Origin of the sequence: Ensifer sp. Root278 (assembly GCF_001429285.1) — a bacterium.
In the GTDB taxonomy this organism is placed as follows: Bacteria; Pseudomonadota; Alphaproteobacteria; order Rhizobiales; family Rhizobiaceae; genus Ensifer.
Window position 1 is genome coordinate 68,957 of the sequence record NZ_LMJJ01000043.1, and the last position, 22,219, is coordinate 91,175.

Here is a 22,219-nt window from a genome sequence, read left to right on the forward strand (position 1 = left end):
GCGGTGTGGTTATATCCTTAAGATCGAATGTTGCTCAATCGCTTTCGCCGGGGACGAGAGCCATGGGCCAGAGAAATCGCTCAGACCTCGCCGGGTAGTAATCTGCAAAGGCTGGCATCGTTGCAAGCAGGGACTCGGCAAGCGCAATCCCGAGGTCGCGCAGCGACAGACTGAAGGATGTCAGACGGGGCGACAGGAATTGCGAATGCGGGCTTTGGCGTCCGATGATCGCCATGTCTCGCCCGGGCTTTATCCCGGCTTCGACAAGCCCCCGATAAAGGCCGACAGTGATTGCTTCGTTGATGAGCACGATTGCCGTTGGCCGGTCCTCAAGCGCGCTCAGTTCGCGGGCGATCTGGTATCCTCCCGCCTCGTTCGGGGTTGAACGAAAAACGTGACGCTCGTCGAGGTGAAGCCCGTGTCGGGCGAGGGTCGCCCGGCACTGATCCGCGAAAACGTAGCCGAGATTCATGTCGTCGTGAGGTCGTGTAACGGCGATGTGCTTGTGGCCGCGGGAGACGAGCCGATCGATGGACGCCTCGGCCATGCCCTCGAAATCGAGATCAAGCCAGGGCTGACCGACATCCGTCAAGCTTCGTCCAAGCGTGATGAACGGGATCTTGCGTTTGGCCAACAGTTCGAAACGAGCGTCGTGGCGCCGGGTCGCCGAAAGAATGATGCCGTCGGCAAACCCACGCGCAACCACGCGTTTCAAATAGTCGTTGGGATCCTCCTCGGAGGAGCAGAGCAGGGCAACAAGATCGAGCTTGTGACGGGCAAAGACGGTCTGAACACCGTCGAAGACGCTCATGAAGAAGGTGTCACCCTGACCGGTAATTTCGGAGCCGGTCTGCATCATGAAGCCGATGACGCCGGTCGCGCCCTTCCTGAGCGCACGGCCTGATTGATTGGCGACATAACCAAGGGATTCTGCTGCTTCAAGAACCCTTTTTCTGGTTTCCTCGTTGACGTCGGGCTTGCCGTTCAGCGCGCGCGATACCGTGCCGATAGAAATATCGAGGTGTTCGGCAAGTTCGCGAATCCCCTTCATTTTTCCGCGTTCCTCCCCAGACCCGCGATTGGTCATTTTCTCACCTCTTGACATAAAAACCCGTTGCCGCATAGTATCGTAAACGTTTACGGAAGCCAATTGAGGAGTTGCCGCTTCCGTTTCTTGGAGGAAATCACGTGAGACACAGGGCCGTTTTGTGCGGGTGCGGAGCTATGGCCAAAGGGTGGCTAAGAGCTCTGACGCAGAGCAAAGTTCTTCGAGAGAAGGTAGAGATTGTCGGCCTTGTCGATCTTAATCAGGCGACCGCAGACGCGCTCGCCGCAGAATTCCACCTTGGCCACATCCTGATCGGTACGGACCTGACGGAGGTTCTTCGCGGAAGCCGGGCGGACCTGCTCTTCGACATCGTCGTTCCTGCGGCGCGGCGCGCGGTGGTCGCTGCCGGTCTTGCGCATGGTTGCCACGTTTTGAGCGAGAAGCCGATGGCCGCCACGCTCGATGAGGCGCGCGAATTGCGCCGGCTTGCGACCGCGGCCTCGCGCGTTCACGCCATCGTGCAGAACCGCCGCTTCATCGGTGGTGTCCGTCGCATCCGTCGCCTCATCCAGTCCGGCGCCTTGGGCGAGCTGACGGCGTTGCATTGCGACTTCTTCCTCGGTCCGCATTTCGGGGGATTTCGCGAGCAGATGGACAATGTCCTGCTTCTGGACATGGCCATTCACACCTTCGACGCAGCGCGCTTCATGTCCGGCAAGGAACCGCTCGCGGTCTATTGCCACGAATACAATCCTGAGGGTTCCTGGTATCGCCATGGCGCCGCCGCCAATGCGATCTTCGAGTTTTCCGACAACGTTGCCTTCACCTATCGCGGTTCCTGGTGTGCTGAAGGCGCGAACACGAGCTGGGAAAGCGCGTGGCGCATAACAGGTTCGAAGGGCACGTTGCTTTGGGATGGCGGCGAGCGCTTTGAGGCCAATGTCGTCACAGGCAGCGAAGGTTTCCTGCGTGCCGTAGAGGCGATCGCAGTGCCTGAGGCCGAAGACAGTGCCGACACCAACGGCCACACGAGCGTCATCGAGCGTTTCATCCGCGCGATCGATGCGGGAACCGTGCCGGAAACCGACGGCAGCGACAACATCAAGAGCCTTGCCATGGTCTTCGGCGCGATCGACAGCGCGCGCGAGGGCAAACGCGTTACCATTGCAGCCTAGGGAGCCCATTTTGACCAACCCCAGCAAATCCATTCGCATCGGCACGATGATCTCGGCCACCAAGGGCGGCGCCGACAGGCGCATCGGCCAGATCGCCGACATGGGCTTTGAGAGTTTCGAGCCCTTCTTCTGGCAGACGACCAACGGCCAGGATCTTGCCGAACTTGGCAAACGTTGCGTGGCGGCAATCGGCGACCGCGACATCACCATGTCTACCCTTGGCATGTTCGGCAATCCGCTGGAGACGACAGAGATTGACGAACAGACTCTCCAGGGCTGGCGAGACTGCATCGACAACGCCCACCACTTCGGCGCCACCTGCGTCGCCGGTTTCACCGGCCGTCTTCGCGGCAAGCCGCTGACCGACAGTCTGCCGCGCTACCGGAAAATCTGGTCAGAGCTATCAAAGCGCGCAGGCGACAGGGGCGTGAAGATCGCCTTTGAAAACTGCGCCATGGACGGCAACTGGCAGAGCGGTGACTGGAACATCGCGCACAATCCGGACGCCTGGGAGCTGATCTTCAATGAGACGCCGGACGATCATATCGGGCTCGAATGGGAACCATGCCATCAGATGGTCTATCTGATCGATCCGCTGCCGCAGATCCGCAAATGGGCAAAGAAGATCTTTCACGTGCATGGCAAGGACGCCACGATCCGTTGGGACGTCATCCGCGAACACGGGATCTTCGGCAAGGAGAAATTCGTCTTCATGCGCACGCCCGGCTTCGGCGACACCAATTGGACCGACGTGATTTCCGAACTTCGGCTGGCCGGCTGGTCCGGCTCGATCGATATCGAAGGCTGGCATGACCCGGTCTATCGCGACGAACTGGAGATGACCGGCCAGGTCCATGGCCTGAATTACCTTAAGACCTGCCGGGGTGGCGACTTCGTCATCGACCCGGCCTGAGACGTGCATGTCGGCCGGCATGGAGGATGCCGGCATCGGGATAACCAAAGGAGGAGAAAATGGCTATCCGCGGATCCGCAATCCTGGGCGCTCTCGCCCTTGCAGGTGTCTCTCTGTTTGGACTTTCAGCCAAGGCGGAAGATGTCACGATCAACGTCTGGTCGCTCGATCGCGACATCCAGCCCGCACCGAACCTGATATCGGACTTCAACAAGCTGAACACGGGCATCAAGGTCGAATATCGCCAGATCCAGTTCGACGATGTCGTCAGTGAGGCGATGCGTGCCTATTCGACCGGGCAGGCACCCGATATCATCGCCATCGACAATCCGGAACATGCGCTCTTTTCGTCACGCGGCGCCTTCCTCGATCTAACCGACATGATCGCAAAGTCGACCGTGGTGAAGACCTCGAACTATTTTCCGGGACCTCTTGCCTCCACCATGTGGGACGGCAAGAACTATGGCCTTCCCAAAGCGACGAACACGATTGCGCTCTACTACAACAAGGACATGTTCAAGGCGAAGGGGCTCGATCCGAGCAAGCCGCCGCAGACCTGGGATGAACTGGTCGATGCGGCTCGCAAGCTGACGGATCCTTCGGCGAACGTCTACGGGCTCGCCTTCTCGGCCAAGGCCAATGAAGAGGGGACATTCCAGTTCCTGCCCTGGGTCCAGATGGCCGGCGGCAGCTACGAGCACATCAACTCGGAAGGTGCCGTCAAGGCGCTCGACATCTGGAAAACCATCATAACCGAGAAACTGGCCTCGCCGGATACGTTGACCCGCGGACAGTGGGATTCGACCGGCACCTTTAACTCCGGCAATGCCGCCATGGCGATCTCCGGTCCGTGGGAGCTCGACCGAATGGTGAGCGAAGCGAAGTTCGACTGGGGTGTGGCGCTGCTGCCGGTGCCCGAGGCCAGTGCGGAGCGTTCGTCGGCCATGGGCGATTTCAACTGGGCGATCTTCTCCAACACGCAGCACCCCGCCGAGGCGTTCAAGGTGCTCGAATACTTCGCCTCCCAGGACGTCCGCATGTTCAAGGACTTCGGGCAGCTGCCCGCTCGATCCGATATTGCCATCCCTGAGACTGGTGTGCCGCTGAAGGACGCGGCCCTCAAGGTCTTCATCGAGCAGCTCAAATTCGCAAAGCCCCGTGGACCCCATCCGGAATGGCCGAAGATCTCCAAGGCCATCCAGGACGCAATCCAGGCGGCCTTGACCGGGCAGATGACGTCGAAAGATGCCCTCGACCAGGCGGCTGAAAAGATAAAGGCAGTCCTTGGCTAAAGCCTCTGGCAAGGCGGCCTGCAGGCTTCCGGACGGACCGGAACAGCCGGCCGCCTTTCACAAGCGCTTAATCCGCTTGAGGCGCTCGGGCGGAAAAACCGCAAAACCATGCCGGCGAGGCCGGCGTGCTTCTGGTCGTTCTAGTTTGCAGGCCGAGTTGTGCGAGCGGTATATGCTGGCGCCTTGGCGGCGGAGGAGCTCATGAAACGCTTTCTATCCAGCATGATCGATGGTCGCGGCTTCGATATCGGCCTTGTCGGCCTGCCGCTCGCGTTCCTGCTCACGCTCTCCGGTCTTCCGCTACTCTACAATATCGCCATGAGCCTCCAGGAGGTCGACATGTTCAGCCTCGGGAGCTTCTGGCGCCCTTTCGTCGGCCTCAAGAACTACCGTGATCTGTTCGCTCAGCCGGAAACGTGGCCGATCCTGGTCAATACCGCGACCTTCGTCGTCGCCTCGATCGCGGGTCAGTTTCTTGTAGGTTTTGGCCTGGCATTGTTCTTCTGGACGAATTTTCCGGGCGCCTCGTGGCTGCGGGGTCTGTTCCTAGTGTCCTGGGTGATGCCCGGTCTTGTGGTCGGTGCGATCTGGAACTGGATCCTCTCGGGCGACTTTGGCGTGCTCAACTTTATCCTGCGTGAAACCGGCCTCATCGACGGCAATATCTTCTGGCGCTCGGACCCCGGCTTTTCGCTCTGGGCCGTCATCATCGCAAATATCTGGCTCGGCACATCTTTCAACATGATCCTTCTGTCCGTTGGCCTGTCGTCGATCCCACGGGATCTTTATGAGGCATCCGAACTGGACGGCGCCAATGTCTGGCAGCGCTTCTGGACGATCACCTTGCCGATGATGCGCTCATCCATCGGGGCCATCATCGCGCTCGGTCTGATCTTCACGCTGCAGCAATTCGATCTTTTCGCCGCCATCACCTCGGGAGGACCGAACAATGCTTCGAACGTCACACAATACTGGGCCTGGGATTTGTCGTTCCGACAGTACGATTTCGCCAAGGGCGCGACGATTTCGGTGATCATGATCGTCTTCGTGATGATCGCCTCAGTCGTCTACGTGCGCTCCACACGGCACGAGGTGCGCGGATGAGCCATCAAACCCGCGACCGTCTGCTGCTCGCAATCGCGATCATCCTCGCCGGCATTTATCTGTTTCCCCTCTACTGGATGTACATAACCACGATCAAATCGGGATCGGAGATGTTTGCCACTCCGCCGACCTTCTGGCCGACCGATCCCCAATGGCAGATCTTCGGCAACGTCTGGCAAGGCCGCAACATGGGCCGGTACATCTGGAATTCTCTGGTCATCGCTTGCGGAGCGGTCAGTGTCATCACCGTACTCGGTGTCGGCTGCGCCTATGTGCTGGCGCGCTATCGTAACATTTGGGTCGATATCGGGCTCTTCCTCATTCTCATGTTGCAGGTGCTTCCGGCCTCACTGATGGTCACGCCGATCTTCGTGGGTTTCTCTCAGATCGGGCTGCTCAATTATCCCCGCCTTGCGGTGATCCTTGCGATCGCGGCGAAAAGCATGCCGTTCTTCGTGGTTCTGGTGCGCGCGACCTTCATGAGCGTGCCGCAGGAATTGGAGGAAGCCGCCCTCGTTGACGGCAACTCGAGGGTTGGCGCCTTCTTCAACATCGTCCTGCCGCTGGCACGAAACGGCATCCTTGTCAGCGCCATCCTGATCTTCATGCAGGCGTTCGGAGAGTTCGTCTATTCGAAGTCGATGATCCAGGCGGTGGAGCTGCAGCCGGCAAGTGTCGGACTGAATTCCTTCATGGGACCGAACACCAACGAATGGAACAATATCATGGCCTATGCGGCGATCTACGTGACGCCAATCCTCGCCATCTTCGTCCTCCTGCAACGCCGCATCGTCTCTGGCCTTACCTCGGGAGCGCTCAAATGACCGCCCAGATCGAACTGACCAACGTCAACAAGTATTATGGTGCCTATCATGCATTGAAGGACATCGAGCTCTCGATCCGCAAAGGCAGCTTCACGGCGCTTGTCGGCCCTTCCGGTTGCGGGAAGTCGACACTGCTGCGGTCGCTGGCCGGCCTGGAGAGCATATCGTCCGGCACCCTGAAAATCGCCGGCGAGGTCATGAACGCGATGCCGCCGCGCAAGCGTGACGTGGCGATGGTTTTCCAATCCTATGCGCTCTATCCGCACATGACGGTCGAGGAGAACCTCACCTACAGCCTGCGGATCAAGGGCGTTGCCAAGGCTGACCGCAAGAAGGCGGCCAATGAAGTCGCTGCAGTGACCGGGCTTACGAACCTGCTCGGACGCTATCCGCGTGAGCTTTCCGGCGGTCAGCGCCAGCGGGTGGCGATGAGCCGGGCGATCATCCGCCATCCCAAGGCGTTTCTGTTCGACGAACCGCTTTCCAATCTTGATGCAGCGCTTCGCGTTCATATGCGCAAGGAAATCCGCGCGTTGCACGACCGTTTGGGTGCCACTTCGGTCTATGTCACCCACGACCAGGTCGAGGCAATGACGATGGCGGACCATGTCGTCATCATGCGCGATGGCGTCATCGAACAACAGGGCAGCCCGCTTGAGCTCTATGACCGGCCGGACAACAAGTTTGTGGCCGGGTTCATCGGATCTCCGGCCATGAATTTTCTGCCAGCAGTCGGCGGTCCGGATGGCCGGTCGATCATTCTCGATCTCGGTATGAAGCAAACGGTCTCTCTCGAACGCGCCGTGCAGCCGGGGCGGGCCTTGGTCGTTGGCTTGCGCCCGGAGAACATCGAGCTTGCCCCGGCGGATGAGGGCGTTGTCTCGGTACAGGTGGCGCTGGTCGAATCGACCGGGGCGACATGCTTCTTGACCATGGCAACGACGCCTGAGCTTTCGGTAGTCTTCAACGGGCGATCGCAGGCGCAAGCCGGCGATCGGGTCGGACTGAACTTTGCACCCGCCAGCATTCATCTTTTCGACGCAGATACCGAACGGCGTTTGCCGGACTGAGGGCAGATACTGACCGCCCTATAGCGCGTGGGTTGCTTCGATATGCGACTTTCCGGCTGGCCCTTGCCAGTGGCTCAGGGACGCACCAGCGCATTCCCGTCCGCTTCTTTGAGATAGCTAACAACGGCGTCGGCGATCATGGTCCGATGCCTGCCGATCGTATGTGGCTCTGAGAGGTCACGGCGAAAGATCGTGCCGAACGTATAGCGGTTGGAGACCCGGAAGAAGCAGAAGGCACTGATCAGCATGTGCACGTCGATCGGGTCGGCCTTTCGCTTGAATACGCCTTCAGCGATACCGCGCTCCAGAATGCCGGCAATCGTCTCGATGACCGAGACATTCAGATCGCGGATCGCTTCCGAACGCAGCATATGTGCGGCGTGGTGGATGTTTTCGATGCTGACCAATCGCACGAAATCGGGATTGGCCTCGTCGTGGTCGAACGTACTGGAGATGAGGGTGCGCAGCGCCTCTTCCGGCGCAAGGCTTGCAAGCTTCAAATCCTCCTCAAGTGTGCGGATCTTGCGATAGGCGCGCTCCAGCACGGAGAGGTAAAGTCCCTCCTTGCCTCCGAAATAATAGTAGATCATGCGTTTGGAGGTGCGGGTCCGCTCCGCGATGGCATCGACCCGCGCGCCAGCCAGACCATGCGTCGAGAACTCCTCCGTGGCGACGACAAGGATGTCTTCCTTGGTCCGTTCCGGATCGTTCTTCCGACTTGCCTCAGCCCGCCCCGCCATTCTTTCGTCGTCACTCCCCCGGCGTTAACCGAAATTTTCTCAATAAAACCAATTCGAAACGGGCGGGCCACAGGGACTCGTCATCTCGCCTCCGTTGAAAGTCATATTGAGGTTGCAGGGGTCTTTCAAGAGACTCCTCTTGACATACGTACTAGTTCGTACATTTTGTTATGAGCGATTACGCCTGGAGGAGGGCGTGGTCGCCCCGTGCCCCTGATGCGCATCCCGAAGCCGATACAACGCTCGGGCGCAAAGACGGCACTCTGCTTTGGGAGGAGCGCATGACCCGCATCATCGATTTCTATTTCTTCGCGCTGAAGGTGGCGATTGCCGTGCTGCTCGCCGGCATGGTTGTCCTCGTCTTCGGCAATGTCGTTCTGCGTTATGCCTTCAATCAGGGGATTACGGTTTCCGAAGAGCTGTCACGCATCTTCTTCGTCTGGCTGACATTCCTTGGCGCCGTCGTCGCCATGCGCGAACACGGTCATCTCGGCGTTGATACGGTCATCAAACGTCTGCCACCCGTCGCGGCAAAGATTGCTGTGCTCCTGGGCCATGCGCTGATGCTTTATGCGACCTGGCTGATGATCAGCGGCAGTTGGGCGCAGACGCTGATCAATCTCCACGTCGGTGCACCGGCGACCGGGCTTTCGATGGGCTTCTTCTACGGCGCCGGTCTCGCCTTCGGCATTCCTGCCTTCCTGATCCTACTTGCCGACGCGTTGGCGATCGCCACCGGCCGCATCGACGTGACAACGGCCGAACTCGTGCGCGAGAGCGAGGACGAGTTGGCCCTCGACGATCTTCCCGAGCCGGTGCTCGATCCCGTTTCCGCGAAACGCTGAGGAGCTGGCCATGACCGTTACGATCTTCCTCGGTGCACTCCTTGGACCCATGGCGCTCGGTGTGCCGATCGCCTTTGCACTCATCCTCAGCGGTGTGGCGCTGATGCTTTACCTCGGTCTTTTCGACGCACAAATCGTGGCGCAGAACGTCTTGAATGGTGCTGACAGTTTTCCGCTGATGGCCGTGCCCTTCTTCCTGCTCGCAGGCGAAGTCATGAACACAGGCGGGCTTTCCAGGCGCATCGTCGCGCTGGCGCTGGCGATGGTCGGCCATATTCGTGGTGGTCTCGGCTTTGTGGCGATCTTCGCCGCCTGTATTCTTTCAAGCCTCTCTGGCTCGGCCGTCGCGGACGCGGCTGCCCTCGGAGCGCTACTCCTGCCGATGATGCTGAAGAGCGGTCATGACGCAGCGCGCGCTGGCGGGCTGCTCGCCTCCGCCTCGGTGATCGGACCGATCATACCGCCGTCGATCGGCTTCATCCTCTATGGCGTCGTTGGTGGCGTCTCGATCACCAAGCTTTTTCTCGCCGGCATCTTCCCGGGGCTGATGATCGCTGCGGCCCTTTGCATCACCTGGCTGATCGTTGCCCGCAAGGAGCAGTTCGAGTTGCCGCCAAGGCAGAGCGGCACCGTGCGGCTCAAGGCGCTCGTCGACAGCATCTGGGCGCTGATGCTGCCGGTGATCATCATCGTCGGCCTGAAGTTCGGGGTCTTTACACCAACCGAGGCCGGCGTTGTTGCTGCCGTCTACTCGCTTTTCGTCGCCATGGTCGTCTATCGCGAACTGCCGCCAGCACAGCTCTTTCACGTCTTCGTGTCGGCGGCAAAAATCACCTCCGTCGTCATGTTCCTGGTCGCTTGTGCCGCGGTCTCCGCCTGGCTGATCACGGTGGCCGACGTCCCCGGTGCGCTTGCCTCGCTGATCGAGCCGCTGATGGACAACCAGACGCTTCTCTTGATTGCAATCATGGTCCTGATCGTGCTCGTCGGCACTGCGATGGACATGACGCCGACCATCCTCGTGATGACGCCGGTGCTGATGCCCATCATCAAGCAGGCGGGAATCGATCCGGTCTACTTCGGTGTCCTGTTCATCATCAACAACTCGATCGGTCTGATCACGCCGCCCGTCGGCACGGTTCTGAACGTCATCTGTGGCGTCTCGAAACTGTCGATGGAAGACCTTATGAAGGGCGTGCTGCCCTTCCTGGTCGCCGAGTTGATCGTCCTGTTCCTGCTTGTCCTGTTCCCCGCGCTGGTGACCGTTCCGGTTACCTGGTTCGGGCACTGACCGAAACTTCAAGCTTCAACACGGCCGGCGGAACTACCGGCCAAATCTGGGAGGAGAACATGTTGAAATTGACGAAACTGGCCTTGGGCCTTGCTCTGCCGCTCGCTTTGCTGACGGCCGGACCGACGCTTGCCGAGATCCGCGATCAGACGATCAAGTTCGCTTCGGCCAACAACAAGGGTCACCCGCAGGTGACCGGCATGGAGAAGTTTGCCGAACTCGTGAAGGACAAGAGCGGCGGCAAGATCGAGGTAAAGCTCTTCCCGGGCGGCACGCTCGGCGGCGACGTCCAGACTGTCTCGGCCCTGCAGGGCGGCGTCATCGAGATGACGGTGCTGAACGCCGGCATCCTCGCCAACAACGTCAAGCAGTTCGGCGCCGTCGACCTTCCCTTCCTCTTCGACAGTGGTGCGGAGGCGGACAAGGTCATGGACGGTGCTTTCGGCGACAGTCTCCTCAAGCTTCTGCCCGATACCGGCCTTATCGGTCTCGGCTATTGGGAACTCGGCTTTCGCAATCTCACCAACAATCGCCATCCGGTGACGAAGCTCGAGGACATCAAGGGTCTGAAGATCCGCACGATCCAGTCGCCCATCCCGATCGAACTCTTCAACACGCTCGGCGCCAATGCCGTGCCGCTGCCCTACACGGAACTCTATACCGCGCTCGAGACAGGGACGGTCGACGGGCAGGAGAACCCGGCCGCAAACATCCTGAACGCCAAGTTCTACGAAGTGCAGAAGTACATGACGCTGACCCGTCACCAATACAATCCGCAGATCGTGCTCGTCAGTAAGAAGTTCTGGGATGGGCTGAATGACGAGGAAAAGGCCGTCCTTGAGGCGGCCGCGACCGAAGCGCGCGACTACCAGCGCAAGGTGTCACGCGACGCGGACGCCGCAGCTCTCGACGAAATTCGCAAGACCGGCATGGAAGTCAGCGAATTCAGTCCGGAGGAAACGCAGAAGCTGCGTGATGCCGTCAAGCCGGTGATCGAGAAGTTCAGTGCCGAGATTGGCGCTGAGACGGTTCAGGCGCTGTTCAAGGAGATTGGTGCCGCACGGGGCCAGTAACAGGGTGCGAAGTCTTCGGCCCGCCCGCAAGTCACGGCGGGCCGGAAGCTGGCTGCCCGTACTTGCGGGCTTTGAGGATGGAAACGCAAATCATGACCGAAACGCTTGTAAGACCCTTGAAGGCCGGTCTGATCGGCGCAGGCATTCAAGCGTCGCTGACCCCAGCGATGCACATGGCCGAAGGCGCGGCTCAAGGGCTCCGCTATGTGTACGAACTGATCGATCTTCGCGAAATCGACGCGACGGAAAACGACCTGCCGCGTCTGCTTGCCGATGCTGAACGGCAGGGATTTGCGGGCCTCAATATCACCCATCCATGCAAGCAGGCGGTCATTGCGCATCTTGACGATCTCGCACCTGACGCGCAGCGGCTTGGCGCCGTCAATACTGTCGTGCTCAAGGGAGGGCGGCGACATGGCCACAATACCGACTGGTGGGGTTTTGCCGAAGGTTTCAGGCGGGGGCTGCCGGATGCCGACCTTTCCTTCGCCGTGCAGCTTGGAGCAGGCGGCGCCGGCGTTGCAACGGCCTATGCCGCACTTTCGCTCGGCCTGAAACGTCTAGCGGTTTTCGACCGCGAGCCGGAGCGGGCACAGTCGCTTGCCGAGATGCTGACCGCCCTGTTCCCCGAGGCGGATATCTCAGCCGGCACGGACCTTGCGGCTGCAATGCGGTCGGCGTCGGGGTTGATTCACGCCACGCCGACAGGGATGGCGAACTATCCGGGGCTGCCGCTCGACGGTGACCTTCTCGATCCGCGCCACTGGGTCGCCGAGATCGTCTACTTCCCGCTCGAAACGGCGCTGCTCAAGGAGGCGAGACGGCGCGGCTGCCGCACGCTCGATGGGGGAGGAATGGCCGTCTTCCAGGCGGTCGGCGCTTTTCGACTGTTTACCGGGCTCGAGCCGGACGCAGCGCGGATGCTCAACCATTTCAAGGCCATGACCGGCTGACACTGACGCCGGAAGTTCCAGCAAGGACAGAAACATGAAGACCTCGATAGCAACGGTTTCGCTGAGCGGCGATCTCAAGGACAAGCTGCGCGCCATCGCCAAGGCGGGCTTTGCCGGTGTCGAAATATTCGAGAACGACTTCCTTGCCTTCGACGAAAGCCCGCGCGAGGTCGGCCGAATGGTGCGCGACTTTGGCCTGGAGATCAGTCTGTTCCAGCCGTTCCGTGATTTCGAGGGTATGCCGGAGCCACTCAGAGCCCGGACTTTCGACAGGGCCGAGCGCAAGTTTGACCTGATGCAGGAGTTGGGCACCGACTTGGTGCTCGTCTGCTCGAACGTGTCGCCGGCGGCAGTGGCTGGCATCGACAGGGCAGCCGCCGACTTTTGCGAACTCGGCGAGCGGGCGGCGAAGCGGAACTTGCGCGTCGGTTACGAGGCGCTCGCCTGGGGGCGCCATATCAGCGACCATCGCGATGCCTGGGAGATCGTCCGGCGCGCCGATCACCCGAGCATAGGCCTGATCCTCGACAGCTTTCATACCCTGTCGCGCAAGATCGAGATCAATTCGATCCGCTCGATCCCGAAGGAGAAAATCTTCATCGTCCAGCTTGCGGATGCTCCGCTGATCGACATGGATCTGCTCTATTGGAGCCGGCACTTTCGCAATATGCCGGGCGAGGGCGACCTGCCGGTGACCGACTTTACCCGCGCGGTGGCGGCGACCGGCTATGATGGATATCTGTCGCTTGAAATCTTCAACGACCAGTTTCGCGGCGGTAACGCCAATGCCATCGCGGTCGACGGCTACCGCTCGCTGATCTATCTCGGGGACCAGGTGAAGCGCGCCGAGCCGGACGTCCGCCTGTCGGTTCCTGAGATGCCCCCGCGCGTCGACGTCAAGGGAGTGGCCTTCGTGGAGTTCAGCGCCTCGGAGGACGAGGCGGGCGAGCTCGAAGCGCTGCTCGTCACCATCGGCTTCAGGAAAGCGGCGCAGCACCGGACCAAGCAGGTGGTGGTCTACCGCCAAGGCTCCATCAATCTGGTGATCAACACCGAGCGGGAAGGCTTCGCCAACGCTTCCTATCTGGTTCACGGCACGTCCGCCTATGCGTTCGGCCTCGTGGTCGACGATGCCAAAGCGACTGCTGAGCGAGCCCGGGCGCTTGGCGCTGAACCCTTCGAACAGCCAGTCGGCCCAGGAGAATTGCTGGTTCCGGCGATCCACGGTGTTGGCGGCGGGATCATCTACTTCCTCGACGAGCGATCCGACCTCGCCAGGATCTGGGAGATTGAGTTCGATCCGGTGCCGGACAAGGGAGCGGCGATACCAGCTGGCCTGACGACCATCGATCACATTGCCCAGACCGTCAAATATGAGGAGATGCTGACCTGGCTGCTGTTCTACACATCGCTGCTCGATGTGCGAAAGACGCCGATGATCGACATCGTCGATCCGGCCGGCATTGTTCGCAGCCAGGTCGTTGAGAATGATGCCGGGACGCTGCGCCTGACGTTGAACGGCGCGGAGAACCGCAACACGCTTGCGGGCCACTTCATCGCCGAGACCTTCGGCTCCGGTGTGCAGCATATTGCCTTTGCCACCTGCGACATCTTCGCAACGGCTGAGGCGCTGCGTGCAAACGGCTTCAAGGCGCTGCCGATCTCGCCGAACTACTACGATGACGTCGAGGCGCGCTTCGGGCTCGACGCGGAACTTGTCGAGCGGCTGAGGGCCGAGAACATCCTTTATGACCGGGACGAGAACGGTGAATATTTCCAGCTCTACAGTCCGACCTACGGCGAAGGATTCTTCTTTGAAATCATCGAGCGGCGCGGGTATCGCGGATACGGAGCCGCCAATGCAATCTTTCGCATTGCGGCGCTGAAAAAATACCTGAGGCCAGAGGGTGTGCCTAAAAACTGATCTTCCAACGTCAGCTTTGCGTCGGTAACTGGCACGGCTCAGGCAAGTGCTCATTCCGATCGTTGAGGCGTCCTAGACGACCCAGCGTCACGCACGCACTTGCTATTGATGCTCTTTCCTTCGCGACCGAGGGGTCCGGCGTCGATGGAATGGGCGCCGAACGCTCTCTCGGCGCCCACATAATCAAGCTGGGGGCTAGGTTGTCAGAAGTAGCGAACCTCTTCGGCCTTTATGCTGAGCGGGTCTTTGCCGCGTTTGGACAGCCAGGAGTAGACGGGCGGCGATCGACTCCACGTGGATGTCGAGATCATGCATGGGCCGTCAGTATAGGCGAAGGCCGCAAGGGCTGCGTCCAATTCCCTTCCGTTTTTTCGCCGTTCATGCCTTCACAGGCAAATTCCGGATGTTTCCGATAGATACGGAAGTTCCATAATTAGTCGTACGCCTCAGCGGCCGTCAGATGTTCGATCCGAGGGGAACTTTACTTATGTCGACCGGTTTTGCAGTGGAAAGCGCGAGCAACGAGTTTATGACTGAGAAAATTGTTCCTCCGCCCAAGAAGGGCGATCCCAAACCACGGCCCGTCCGCCGTCCCGAGCCCCAGGACTCGACGCCGAAGTCCGAAGAACGGATACATCCGCCTCGGGACACGAGAGAGGCGCCGGCGCCAAACCCGAATGGCGAGGATGCCACTCAACCGTGACGGCGCGCCGTCGTGCGCCGAAGGCTAGCTGATCTGCCGCCCTTCGCCCGGCGCAGCCCCGACACGCCAAAAGGGGTTCGAGGGCGGGGAAGAACATAGGGCTCGACAGAACCGGCGTCGTGGGTGAGCCATAAAGCTGCCGTTCAATGGTCAGCAAATTGCCCCGGTACCGCCGCACCGAGCCCTTCCCAGCGTTTCATCGTCACTGACGCGTTCGGTATCCAGCCGACGTGAGTGACGATCGAAAGGCCCTATCGCTGCCGATTACGTCATGAACATCATAGAGGAATGAATATGATCACTCGTTACACGCCAATTTCATCGCTGACGGCTGCAATCTTCAGTTTCATGATCTTCAGTCCAGCATCTGCCTTTGAAATTGCTCAGGCGCAAGAGACGCAGCCGACGCAGGGACAGGCCGACAACAAGGGTACGGACGCCGCCATCAGCGAACAAAAGATCGAAGCCTTTGCTGTTGCCTATCTTCAGGTCGACAAGGTCAGGCAGGAATATTCCGCAAAGATAGAAGCAACATCGGACGAGGCGGCGAAGAAGAAGCTGGAGACCGAAGGCAGCAAGAAAATGGTCGAAGCCGTCAAAGCATCGCCGGCCATTTCGGTCGAAGAATATTCGGCAATTCTTACAGCGGCACAGAGCGATCCGGCAGTCGCCAAGAAGGTTCAGGCAGAACTTCAAAAGACCGCTCCGGCACAGCAGTAGGTGGCCTCGGCAGCAATCGGATTGCCGGACACTTGCGTGCGGCCCGCGAACTCATTTTGCGGGCTTCCGCTCCCGAGTGCTAAATACGCAAGGAGGCTTGCTGGCAGGCCCCGTGGAACTGTCGGCTACTAGCGGCCACTTGCCAAATTTTGGCGGCCATTTCCAGCGACCTTTCGAATGCCTGCACCGGCAAACGCGAAACGCGTGTGGAAGTTGTAGGCGCCGGTGAAGACGTTGGGCGTCGGAATGCCGCGGGCCGAGAGCACCGCGCCATCGGTGCCGCCGCACATCGGGATCAGCTTCTTGTCGATCCCGAGTTCGATGCGCCGCGATCACCACGCCATCCTCGAAGAGGGGATGTGTTTCCACGTCACCCCCTGCCACAAGTTCACGAGGAACCCAGTTCTCTTGCTTCCGCGGCATCGCCCGCGCGACAGGAAGGGTGCTTCAACGATCGCATAATGTATCGTCCGGAACGGTCGCTCGGGCAGGCGGATCGCGCATGGCCAGCCCTCCATGCTTTCCACTACGATTTCAGCGACGATCTCCTGACCGTCGGCGCGCGGTTCTGAGCTTGATCGCCATCGCCTCGGAGCCGATAAGAGCGGGAAGCCATAGGGAGAATCGTTGCCATGAGAGCACTTATCCAGCGCGTTTCATCTGCGCGTGTCACCGTCGACGAAACGGTGACGGGGGAAATCGGCAATGGTCTGTTGGTCTTCGTTTGTGCGATGAAGGGTGACTCTGAAAAGGAAAGCGAATGGCTGGCGCGCAAGATTGTCAACCTGCGCATCTTCAGGGACGATGCGGATCGCATGAACCGTTCGCTTGTCGATGTCGGCGGCTCAGCTCTCATCGTCAGCCAGTTCACATTGGCCGCCGAGACGAAAGGAAACCGGCCGGGCTTTTCTACGGCAGCGCCGCCGGAGGAGGGCAAACGCCTATATGAGACTTTCTCTGCCAATTTCTCGGCCCTTGGCGTTGCCGTTGCGAATGGCGTCTTCGGTGCGGACATGCGGGTGGAATTGGCCAACGACGGTCCAGTTACGATCTGGCTGGACACGACGTCCGGCTAACCGCTTCAGGGTCGCATATTAAGCGGAACGAGCTTGAGGCGATGATCACCTATACTCGCGATCGGATCGCCTGGATGAATGACTGTCGGGCCGGGTCAGAGCCCAGGTTGAATAGCATCGACATGCGATCGGAGGTGCCGGGCTTTGAGTTGAATTACTACGAGCGTCGGTGCCCTTTGTTTGCGTCCACCCGCACGGCCGACGGCGCGATCCCTTCCACAAGGTCTGTGCTGAAAAGGTCGCGTCATCTATCGAACGGAACTGCCAGGCTGGCGCCGAGTACGTCAGCTCCGGCTCCTGGCGAGAATTCCTGCGAGCACTGTAATCTCACGTTCGAGCACTTCGGGCGTTATGCCGACGAACCGTCCTTCAAGGCTGAGAGAGATCACGCCATGAACGGCCGCGAAGAACGTCCGGGCACGAATTGCCACGTCTTGGCGAGAAGCATCAGGCATATGTCGCGCGAGTGGTGCTGCGATGAGCCCGATCAGGAAAGCGTGTTCGGCAAGGTGCCACTCCGGAACGGAGACGCCCTCCGGCATCCTATGTTCGAAAAGGGCGGACCACAGGTTTCGCTCTGCTAGCGCGAAGCGCAGGTATGCCAGAGACAGGCTGAGGAAAGTCTCCTCAATGGCCGCTGATGGCGAAATCGCGGTGTTGAGGGTGTTCTCCAACTGTTTCAGCGTCCCCGAGTTGACGTGGAGAATCAGCCCGTCGAGATCATCGAAGACCGTGTAAAGACCACCGAGCGCCGCGCCGGCGCGTTCGGCGATATCCCGCGCGCGCAGGTTCTTCAGCCCTTGTTCGCGAATGAGCTCCGTGCAGGCGACTATCAGCCTTGCCTTCAGGTCTTCCTTCTTCGTTTGACGCTTTCCGACCACCGGTAACCTCATTTTTGAACGTTGTTCATTTTTAACTTGAACATCGTTCATCTTTGTGACAAAAGATTATTGAACATTGTTCATACATGGAGGTGAGGAAATGTTCAAACAAATCGCAACGCTGATACGAGGTCGCGCCCACGAGGCGGAGGAGGCCTTCGGCGATCGGCATGCGCTACCGATACTTGCGCAGCAGATCCGTGATGCCGCGCGCGGCGTCGAAAGCGCACGTCGGGCGGTCGCTCTGGCGATCGCGCAAAATCGCCTGGAAAAAGAAAATGCCGAGAGGCTCTCTGCCCGCATCGATGATCTCGAAGCGCGCGCTATCGCAGCCCTTGAAAAGGGGCGAGAGGATCTGGCTACCGAGGCTGCAGCCTCGATTGCTCGGCTGGAAACCGAACTGCAGAACGCACGTCAGGTTCAGGCGGAATTTACAGATGGAATAGATCGGTTGAGGCAAGCGGTGCGGCAGAGCGAAACGCGCCTGGCTGCGCTGCGCCGCGGCGAGCGCCTGGCCGAGGCACGTGACCGGACGCGGCGCCTTTCCCGAGACGTGCCTGGCAACGATCTGGCTACGCTCAGCGATGCCGAGGCAACACTTGCGCGGCTCGAAACGCGCCAGCGCGAGGCTGAGTTGACGGCCGAGGCGCTAGTTGAGCTGGAAGACCGGCCTGATCCGACCGCGCTTGCAGAGAAACTGGCCGCTGCCGGTTGCGGCCGCCCGCTCATAACGAGCGCTGAAGACGTGCTCGAGCGTCTGCGTGCCAAGGCAAACCCTACTCTTTGAACCCACTATCTCTCAAAGGAAAACGACGATGAACGACAGTCTGATGAAACACTCCCCGGCCTGGACCTCCTTCTCCTATGTGAGCTTCGGCGTGGCCGCCTTCATGGTGGTGATCGGCCTTTACATGATGCCGATCGATCTCTGGGGAAAGGGCTATCTCGCCATGGGCATCCTGATGCTCCTGCAGACGGCGGTAAACGTCACCAAGACGCTGCGCGACAATCTGGAAGCTGAAAAGCTCATCCGCAGGATCGATGATGCAAAGACCGAGAAGCTGCTGCTCGGCATCAAGGCCGACGACGTTTAATTCATCGTTAGCCCTGTCGCCACAAAGCACAACCTGTGAACGAGAGTGAAACGACTTTCATCTAGAACGCTCAAAAAAAGGGGAGACGTTCCGTGAAAAACAATCTCATGACTTCTCGGCGGTTTGCGCCACTCTTCTGGACGCAGTTCCTGTCGGCGTTCAACGATAATTTCCTCAAGAACACGCTCGTCTTCCTCATCCTCGCCACCGTGGCGGCAAATGATGCCGGATCGCTCGTTACGCTGGCCGGCGCCGTCTTCATGGCGCCGTTCCTGCTCTTTTCCGCACTCGGCGGCCAACTTGCCGACAAGTTCGACAAGGCGGTCGTCGCCGAGAGGCTGAAGCGGTGGGAGCTCGCTGCCGCAGCCGTTGCGGTCGTCGGTATTGCGTTCTCCTCCATTGCCGTTCTGCTGGTTGCGCTCTTCCTGTTCGGTGCCATCTCCGCGCTCTTTGGGCCTGTCAAATACGGCATCCTGCCGGACCACCTGGAGCGCAAGGAACTGCCGCGCGCGAACGCCTGGATCGAGGGGGCGACGTTCATCGCCATCCTCGGCGGCACAGTCGTCGCAGGGCTTGCCGCGGCCGATGGCGTCGATCCCTGGCTGTTTGGCCCCATGATGCTCGGCCTCGCGCTCGCCTGCTGGCTTTCCAGCCGCTACATTCCTCGCCTGGGCGCCAAGGCGCCGGACCTTGTCGTCGATCGCAACGTCCTCCGTTCCACGGGGCGGCTCCTCGCTTCACTGCGCAGCGACAAACGGCTCTGGCGCACCGCGCTGATGGCGGCGTGGTTCTGGCTGGTGGGCGCGATCGTACTGTCGTTGCTGCCGCCCATGGTGAAGAACTATCTCGGCGGCGACGAGACTGTGATCACTGCCTATCTCGCCGTCTTCGCCGTGGCGATCGGCGTTGGCTCGGCAATCGCTGCCTGGATGTCCGCAGGACGTATCGTGCTCCTGCCGGCACCGCTCGGCACCCTGATCATGGCGCTGTTCGGCCTCGATCTCGCCTGGTGCGTCGGACATGCCGGTGCGGCCGCAGCGGCCGAGACGCTCTCCGCCTTTTTCGCCGGTCCCTACACTCTGCGCATCGCCATCGATCTGGCCGGCATGGCCATCGCCGGCGCCTTCCTGGCCGTACCCACGCTTGCGGCCCTTCAGGCCTGGGCGCAAGAGGACGAACGATCGCGTGTCATCGGCGCGTCGAATGTATTGTCCGCGGCCTTCATCACCGCCGGCGGCGGCCTTGTCGCCGTCCTGCAGGCGTCCGGCGTGTCGACAGCGGTACTTTTCGCCGGCCTTGCGCTCGCCAATGCCGTGGCGGCCTGGGTCATGCTGCGCACGTTGCCGACCAATGCTTTCCGTGATTTCGTATCCATCCTCTTCCGCGCCTTCCTTCGGCTGGAAGTGGAGGGCCTCGACAATCTGAAAAAGGCGGGGCGTGCGCCGATCATCGCGCTCAACCATGTTTCCTTTCTCGATGGCGCACTGGCCCTGGCGCTGACGGACGAGGAACCGACCTTCGCGGTCGACTACACTATCGCCAAGGCGTGGTGGGTGAAACCGTTCCTGAAGATGTGCAACTTCCTGCCGTTGGATCCTTCGAAGCCGATGGCAACGCGTACGCTCATCAAGACGGTCAACAATGGTGAGCCGCTCGTGATCTTCCCCGAGGGCCGCATCACGGTCACCGGCGCGCTGATGAAGGTCTATGACGGCGCCGCGATGGTGGCCGACAAGACCGGCTCCATGGTCGTACCGGTTCGTATCGACGGGCTGGAGAAGAGCTACTTCTCGCGCCTCAGTTCCTTGCACGTTCGCCGCCGCCTGTTTCCGAAGGTGAAGGTCACCATTCTAGAGCCCGTTCGCCTCTCTGTTCCGGAAGAGCTGAAAGGTCGCAAGCGCCGCATGGCCGCGGGTGCTGCTCTCTACCAGGTCATGTCGATGTTGATGTTCCGCACCACGGATACCAACACCACCGTGCTCGAAAAGGTGATCAAGACGGCCAAGGAGCGCGGATTCAACCGGCTCGCTGTGCAGGACCCGGTCACCGGTTCCCTGTCGTATGGCAAGCTGCTGACGGGCGCGGCCGTGATTGGCGCGAAGTTCAAGTCGCTCTTCCCGGCTGAGAAGGCGCTCGGCGTTCTCTTGCCCAACGCCAACGGTGCGGTCGCAACCATCCTCGGCGTGATGTCCGCCGGCAAGGTGCCGGCAATGCTCAATTTCACGGCGGGCGCGGCCAACATCATTTCGGCCTGCAAGGCGGCGCAGGTCCGCTACGTGCTGACGTCGCGTGCCTTCGTCACCCAGGCGAAACTTGGCCCCGTCGTCGAGGAGTTGGCGAAGACGGTGGAAATTATCTGGCTCGATGATCTGCGCCAGACGATCGGCCTTGCCGACAAGCTGCGCGGTCTCCTGCAGAAGGCACGTCCGCTTGTTCGACGCACAGCCGACGATCCGGCAGTCATACTCTATACCTCCGGTTCGGAAGGAACGCCGAAGGGCGTGGTGCTGACACACCGCAACATCCTCTCCAATGCGGCTCAAGCAGCGTCCCGCATCGATTTCCACTCGGGCGACAAGGTGTTCAACATCCTGCCGGTGTTCCATTCCTTCGGGCTCACCGCTGGTACTGTGCTGCCGCTCATCTCCGGCGTCCCCGTCTATTTCTATCCGTCGCCGTTGCACTACCGGATCATTCCGGAACTGATCTACGCCTCCAACGCAACGATCATCTTCGGGACCGACACCTTCCTGAACGGATATGCACGGACGGCTCATCCCTATGACTTCCGGTCGATCCGCTATTGCTTCGCCGGCGCCGAACCGGTCAGGGCGGCTACCCGTGCGCTCTACATGGAGAAGTTCGGCGTCCGCATCCTCGAAGGCTACGGTGTGACCGAGGCGGCGCCAGTGATTGCGCTGAACACGCCAATGTTCAACAAGGCCGGTAGCGTCGGCAAGATCATGCCGGGCATGGAGTATAGGCTCGATGCCGTGCCGGGTGTCATGGAGGGCGGACGGCTTTTCATCCGCGGCGCCAACGTCATGGCCGGATATCTCCGCGTAGAAGCGCCCGGCGTAATCGAGCCGACGCCGGACGGCTGGCATGACACCGGCGACATCGTCACTGTCGATGAAGATGGTTTCATCGTCATCCGGGGTCGGGCCAAACGATTTGCCAAGATCGGCGGCGAGATGGTTTCGCTTGGCGCTGTGGAGGCGCTGGCGGGAGAGCTGTGGCCGGGTCAGTTGACGGTTGTCGTGTCGCTGCCTGATGCCAAAAAAGGCGAGCGCCTGGTCATGCTCACTGACGCTCCGGGTGCGACACGCGCCGCATTCCTTCGCTTCGCCAAGGAAAAGGGGGCGATGGACATGATGGTTCCCTCGGATGTGAGGGTGGGAGCCGTGCCTGTGCTTGGAACCGGAAAGGTGGACTTCGTCAGTGCTCAGAAGCTTCTCGCCGAGACTGCAAGGACCGAGGACGCCGCCTGATA

The 22,219-nt window shown here is 60.3% G+C and carries 19 protein-coding genes and 1 pseudogene; 16 read left to right on the forward strand and 4 right to left on the reverse strand.

Annotated features, from left to right (window positions below; all coding sequences use genetic code 11):
• Positions 1–34: 34 nt before the first annotated feature.
• A complete protein-coding gene (locus ASE60_RS29535; protein ID WP_057255164.1) occupies positions 35–1,051 on the reverse strand; it encodes a LacI family DNA-binding transcriptional regulator in 1,017 nt (338 codons plus the stop codon).
• A gap of 137 nt (positions 1,052–1,188) precedes the next feature.
• Between ASE60_RS29535 and ASE60_RS29540 the strand changes: the two genes are divergently transcribed.
• From ASE60_RS29540 to ugpC, 6 genes are all read left to right on the forward strand, one after another.
• Positions 1,189–2,223, forward strand: coding sequence for a Gfo/Idh/MocA family oxidoreductase (locus tag ASE60_RS29540; RefSeq protein ID WP_082616221.1), 1,035 nt, complete (start codon positions 1,189–1,191; stop codon positions 2,221–2,223).
• Positions 2,224–2,233: 10 nt separating this feature from the next.
• Positions 2,234–3,136 (forward strand): sugar phosphate isomerase/epimerase, encoded by a 903-nt coding sequence (locus ASE60_RS29545; RefSeq protein WP_057255166.1) that lies wholly within the window; start codon positions 2,234–2,236, stop codon positions 3,134–3,136.
• A gap of 59 nt (positions 3,137–3,195) precedes the next feature.
• Positions 3,196–4,428 (forward strand): sugar ABC transporter substrate-binding protein, encoded by a 1,233-nt coding sequence (locus ASE60_RS29550; protein ID WP_057255167.1) that lies wholly within the window; start codon positions 3,196–3,198, stop codon positions 4,426–4,428.
• A 201-nt stretch (positions 4,429–4,629) separates the two neighbouring features.
• A complete protein-coding gene (locus ASE60_RS29555) occupies positions 4,630–5,532 on the forward strand; it encodes a sugar ABC transporter permease (protein ID WP_057255168.1) in 903 nt (300 codons plus the stop codon).
• Positions 5,529–6,356, forward strand: coding sequence for a carbohydrate ABC transporter permease (locus ASE60_RS29560; protein ID WP_057255169.1), 828 nt, complete (start codon positions 5,529–5,531; stop codon positions 6,354–6,356). The genes ASE60_RS29555 and ASE60_RS29560 overlap by 4 nt, the downstream gene beginning before the upstream one ends.
• Entirely contained in the window at positions 6,353–7,426 is a 1,074-nt protein-coding gene (gene ugpC / locus ASE60_RS29565) for a sn-glycerol-3-phosphate ABC transporter ATP-binding protein UgpC (RefSeq protein WP_057255170.1), read from the forward strand. The genes ASE60_RS29560 and ugpC overlap by 4 nt, the downstream gene beginning before the upstream one ends.
• 74 nt (positions 7,427–7,500) lie before the next feature.
• Here the strand turns inward: ugpC and ASE60_RS29570 are convergent, their stop codons facing one another.
• Entirely contained in the window at positions 7,501–8,166 is a 666-nt protein-coding gene (locus ASE60_RS29570) for a TetR/AcrR family transcriptional regulator (protein WP_057255171.1), read from the reverse strand.
• Between the two features lie 281 nt (positions 8,167–8,447).
• Between ASE60_RS29570 and ASE60_RS29575 the strand changes: the two genes are divergently transcribed.
• The 6 genes from ASE60_RS29575 to ASE60_RS29600 all read left to right on the forward strand — a co-directional run bounded on the left by ASE60_RS29575 (position 8,448) and on the right by ASE60_RS29600 (position 15,675).
• Positions 8,448–9,011, forward strand: coding sequence for a TRAP transporter small permease (locus ASE60_RS29575; protein WP_057255172.1), 564 nt, complete (start codon positions 8,448–8,450; stop codon positions 9,009–9,011).
• A 10-nt stretch (positions 9,012–9,021) separates the two neighbouring features.
• Positions 9,022–10,302, forward strand: coding sequence for a TRAP transporter large permease subunit (locus tag ASE60_RS29580; protein WP_057255173.1), 1,281 nt, complete (start codon positions 9,022–9,024; stop codon positions 10,300–10,302).
• A gap of 59 nt (positions 10,303–10,361) precedes the next feature.
• A complete protein-coding gene (locus tag ASE60_RS29585; RefSeq protein ID WP_057255174.1) occupies positions 10,362–11,375 on the forward strand; it encodes a TRAP transporter substrate-binding protein in 1,014 nt (337 codons plus the stop codon).
• 92 nt (positions 11,376–11,467) lie between these two features.
• Entirely contained in the window at positions 11,468–12,328 is an 861-nt protein-coding gene (locus ASE60_RS29590) for a shikimate dehydrogenase (RefSeq protein ID WP_057255532.1), read from the forward strand.
• A 34-nt stretch (positions 12,329–12,362) separates the two neighbouring features.
• Positions 12,363–14,252: a bifunctional sugar phosphate isomerase/epimerase/4-hydroxyphenylpyruvate dioxygenase family protein gene (locus tag ASE60_RS29595; protein WP_057255175.1), complete on the forward strand. Its 1,890-nt coding sequence runs from the start codon at positions 12,363–12,365 to the stop codon at positions 14,250–14,252.
• A 997-nt stretch (positions 14,253–15,249) separates the two neighbouring features.
• On the forward strand, positions 15,250–15,675 hold the full coding sequence (locus ASE60_RS29600) for a DUF4168 domain-containing protein (RefSeq protein WP_082616269.1): 426 nt from the start codon (positions 15,250–15,252) through the stop codon (positions 15,673–15,675).
• Positions 15,676–15,754: 79 nt separating this feature from the next.
• Here the strand turns inward: ASE60_RS29600 and ASE60_RS35900 are convergent.
• Positions 15,755–15,995, reverse strand: a pseudogene (locus ASE60_RS35900) (hypothetical protein); the annotation flags it as partial.
• A 312-nt stretch (positions 15,996–16,307) separates the two neighbouring features.
• Between ASE60_RS35900 and dtd the strand changes: the two are divergent.
• A complete protein-coding gene (dtd, locus tag ASE60_RS29605) occupies positions 16,308–16,751 on the forward strand; it encodes a D-aminoacyl-tRNA deacylase (protein WP_057255177.1) in 444 nt (147 codons plus the stop codon).
• 284 nt (positions 16,752–17,035) lie between these two features.
• On the opposite strand, the gene ASE60_RS29610 is transcribed toward dtd, so the two are convergent.
• Complete coding sequence (locus tag ASE60_RS29610) at positions 17,036–17,632, reverse strand: TetR/AcrR family transcriptional regulator (protein ID WP_057255533.1); 597 nt, start codon at positions 17,630–17,632, stop codon at positions 17,036–17,038.
• A gap of 100 nt (positions 17,633–17,732) precedes the next feature.
• On the opposite strand from ASE60_RS29610, the gene ASE60_RS29615 reads away from it, so the two are divergent.
• The 3 genes from ASE60_RS29615 (at position 17,733) to ASE60_RS29625 (ending at position 22,217) form a co-directional block, all read left to right on the forward strand.
• The gene (locus tag ASE60_RS29615) at positions 17,733–18,419 is read left to right on the forward strand and encodes a PspA/IM30 family protein (protein WP_057255178.1); all 687 of its coding nucleotides are present in this window, start codon (positions 17,733–17,735) and stop codon (positions 18,417–18,419) included.
• 28 nt (positions 18,420–18,447) lie between these two features.
• Complete coding sequence (locus tag ASE60_RS29620; RefSeq protein ID WP_057255179.1) at positions 18,448–18,726, forward strand: YiaA/YiaB family inner membrane protein; 279 nt, start codon at positions 18,448–18,450, stop codon at positions 18,724–18,726.
• Between the two features lie 92 nt (positions 18,727–18,818).
• A complete protein-coding gene (locus ASE60_RS29625; RefSeq protein ID WP_057255180.1) occupies positions 18,819–22,217 on the forward strand; it encodes an acyl-[ACP]--phospholipid O-acyltransferase in 3,399 nt (1,132 codons plus the stop codon).
• Positions 22,218–22,219 lie beyond the last annotated feature (2 nt).

Excerpts from the sequence above, each read along its gene's own strand:
- ASE60_RS29535 (WP_057255164.1), bottom strand. The coding sequence starts at position 1,051 with ATGAAGGGGATTCGCGAACTTGCCGAACACCTCGATATTTCTATCGGC.
- ASE60_RS29550 (WP_057255167.1), top strand. The coding sequence starts at position 3,196 with ATGGCTATCCGCGGATCCGCAATCCTGGGCGCTCTCGCCCTTGCAGGT.
- ASE60_RS29555 (WP_057255168.1), top strand. The coding sequence starts at position 4,630 with ATGAAACGCTTTCTATCCAGCATGATCGATGGTCGCGGCTTCGATATC.
- ASE60_RS29560 (WP_057255169.1), top strand. The coding sequence starts at position 5,529 with ATGAGCCATCAAACCCGCGACCGTCTGCTGCTCGCAATCGCGATCATC.
- ugpC (WP_057255170.1), top strand. The coding sequence starts at position 6,353 with ATGACCGCCCAGATCGAACTGACCAACGTCAACAAGTATTATGGTGCC.
- ASE60_RS29570 (WP_057255171.1), bottom strand. The coding sequence starts at position 8,166 with ATGGCGGGGCGGGCTGAGGCAAGTCGGAAGAACGATCCGGAACGGACC.
- ASE60_RS29575 (WP_057255172.1), top strand. The coding sequence starts at position 8,448 with ATGACCCGCATCATCGATTTCTATTTCTTCGCGCTGAAGGTGGCGATT.
- ASE60_RS29580 (WP_057255173.1), top strand. The coding sequence starts at position 9,022 with ATGACCGTTACGATCTTCCTCGGTGCACTCCTTGGACCCATGGCGCTC.
- ASE60_RS29585 (WP_057255174.1), top strand. The coding sequence starts at position 10,362 with ATGTTGAAATTGACGAAACTGGCCTTGGGCCTTGCTCTGCCGCTCGCT.
- ASE60_RS29590 (WP_057255532.1), top strand. The coding sequence starts at position 11,468 with ATGACCGAAACGCTTGTAAGACCCTTGAAGGCCGGTCTGATCGGCGCA.
- ASE60_RS29595 (WP_057255175.1), top strand. The coding sequence starts at position 12,363 with ATGAAGACCTCGATAGCAACGGTTTCGCTGAGCGGCGATCTCAAGGAC.
- ASE60_RS29600 (WP_082616269.1), top strand. The coding sequence starts at position 15,250 with ATGATCACTCGTTACACGCCAATTTCATCGCTGACGGCTGCAATCTTC.
- dtd (WP_057255177.1), top strand. The coding sequence starts at position 16,308 with ATGAGAGCACTTATCCAGCGCGTTTCATCTGCGCGTGTCACCGTCGAC.
- ASE60_RS29615 (WP_057255178.1), top strand. The coding sequence starts at position 17,733 with ATGTTCAAACAAATCGCAACGCTGATACGAGGTCGCGCCCACGAGGCG.
- ASE60_RS29620 (WP_057255179.1), top strand. The coding sequence starts at position 18,448 with ATGAACGACAGTCTGATGAAACACTCCCCGGCCTGGACCTCCTTCTCC.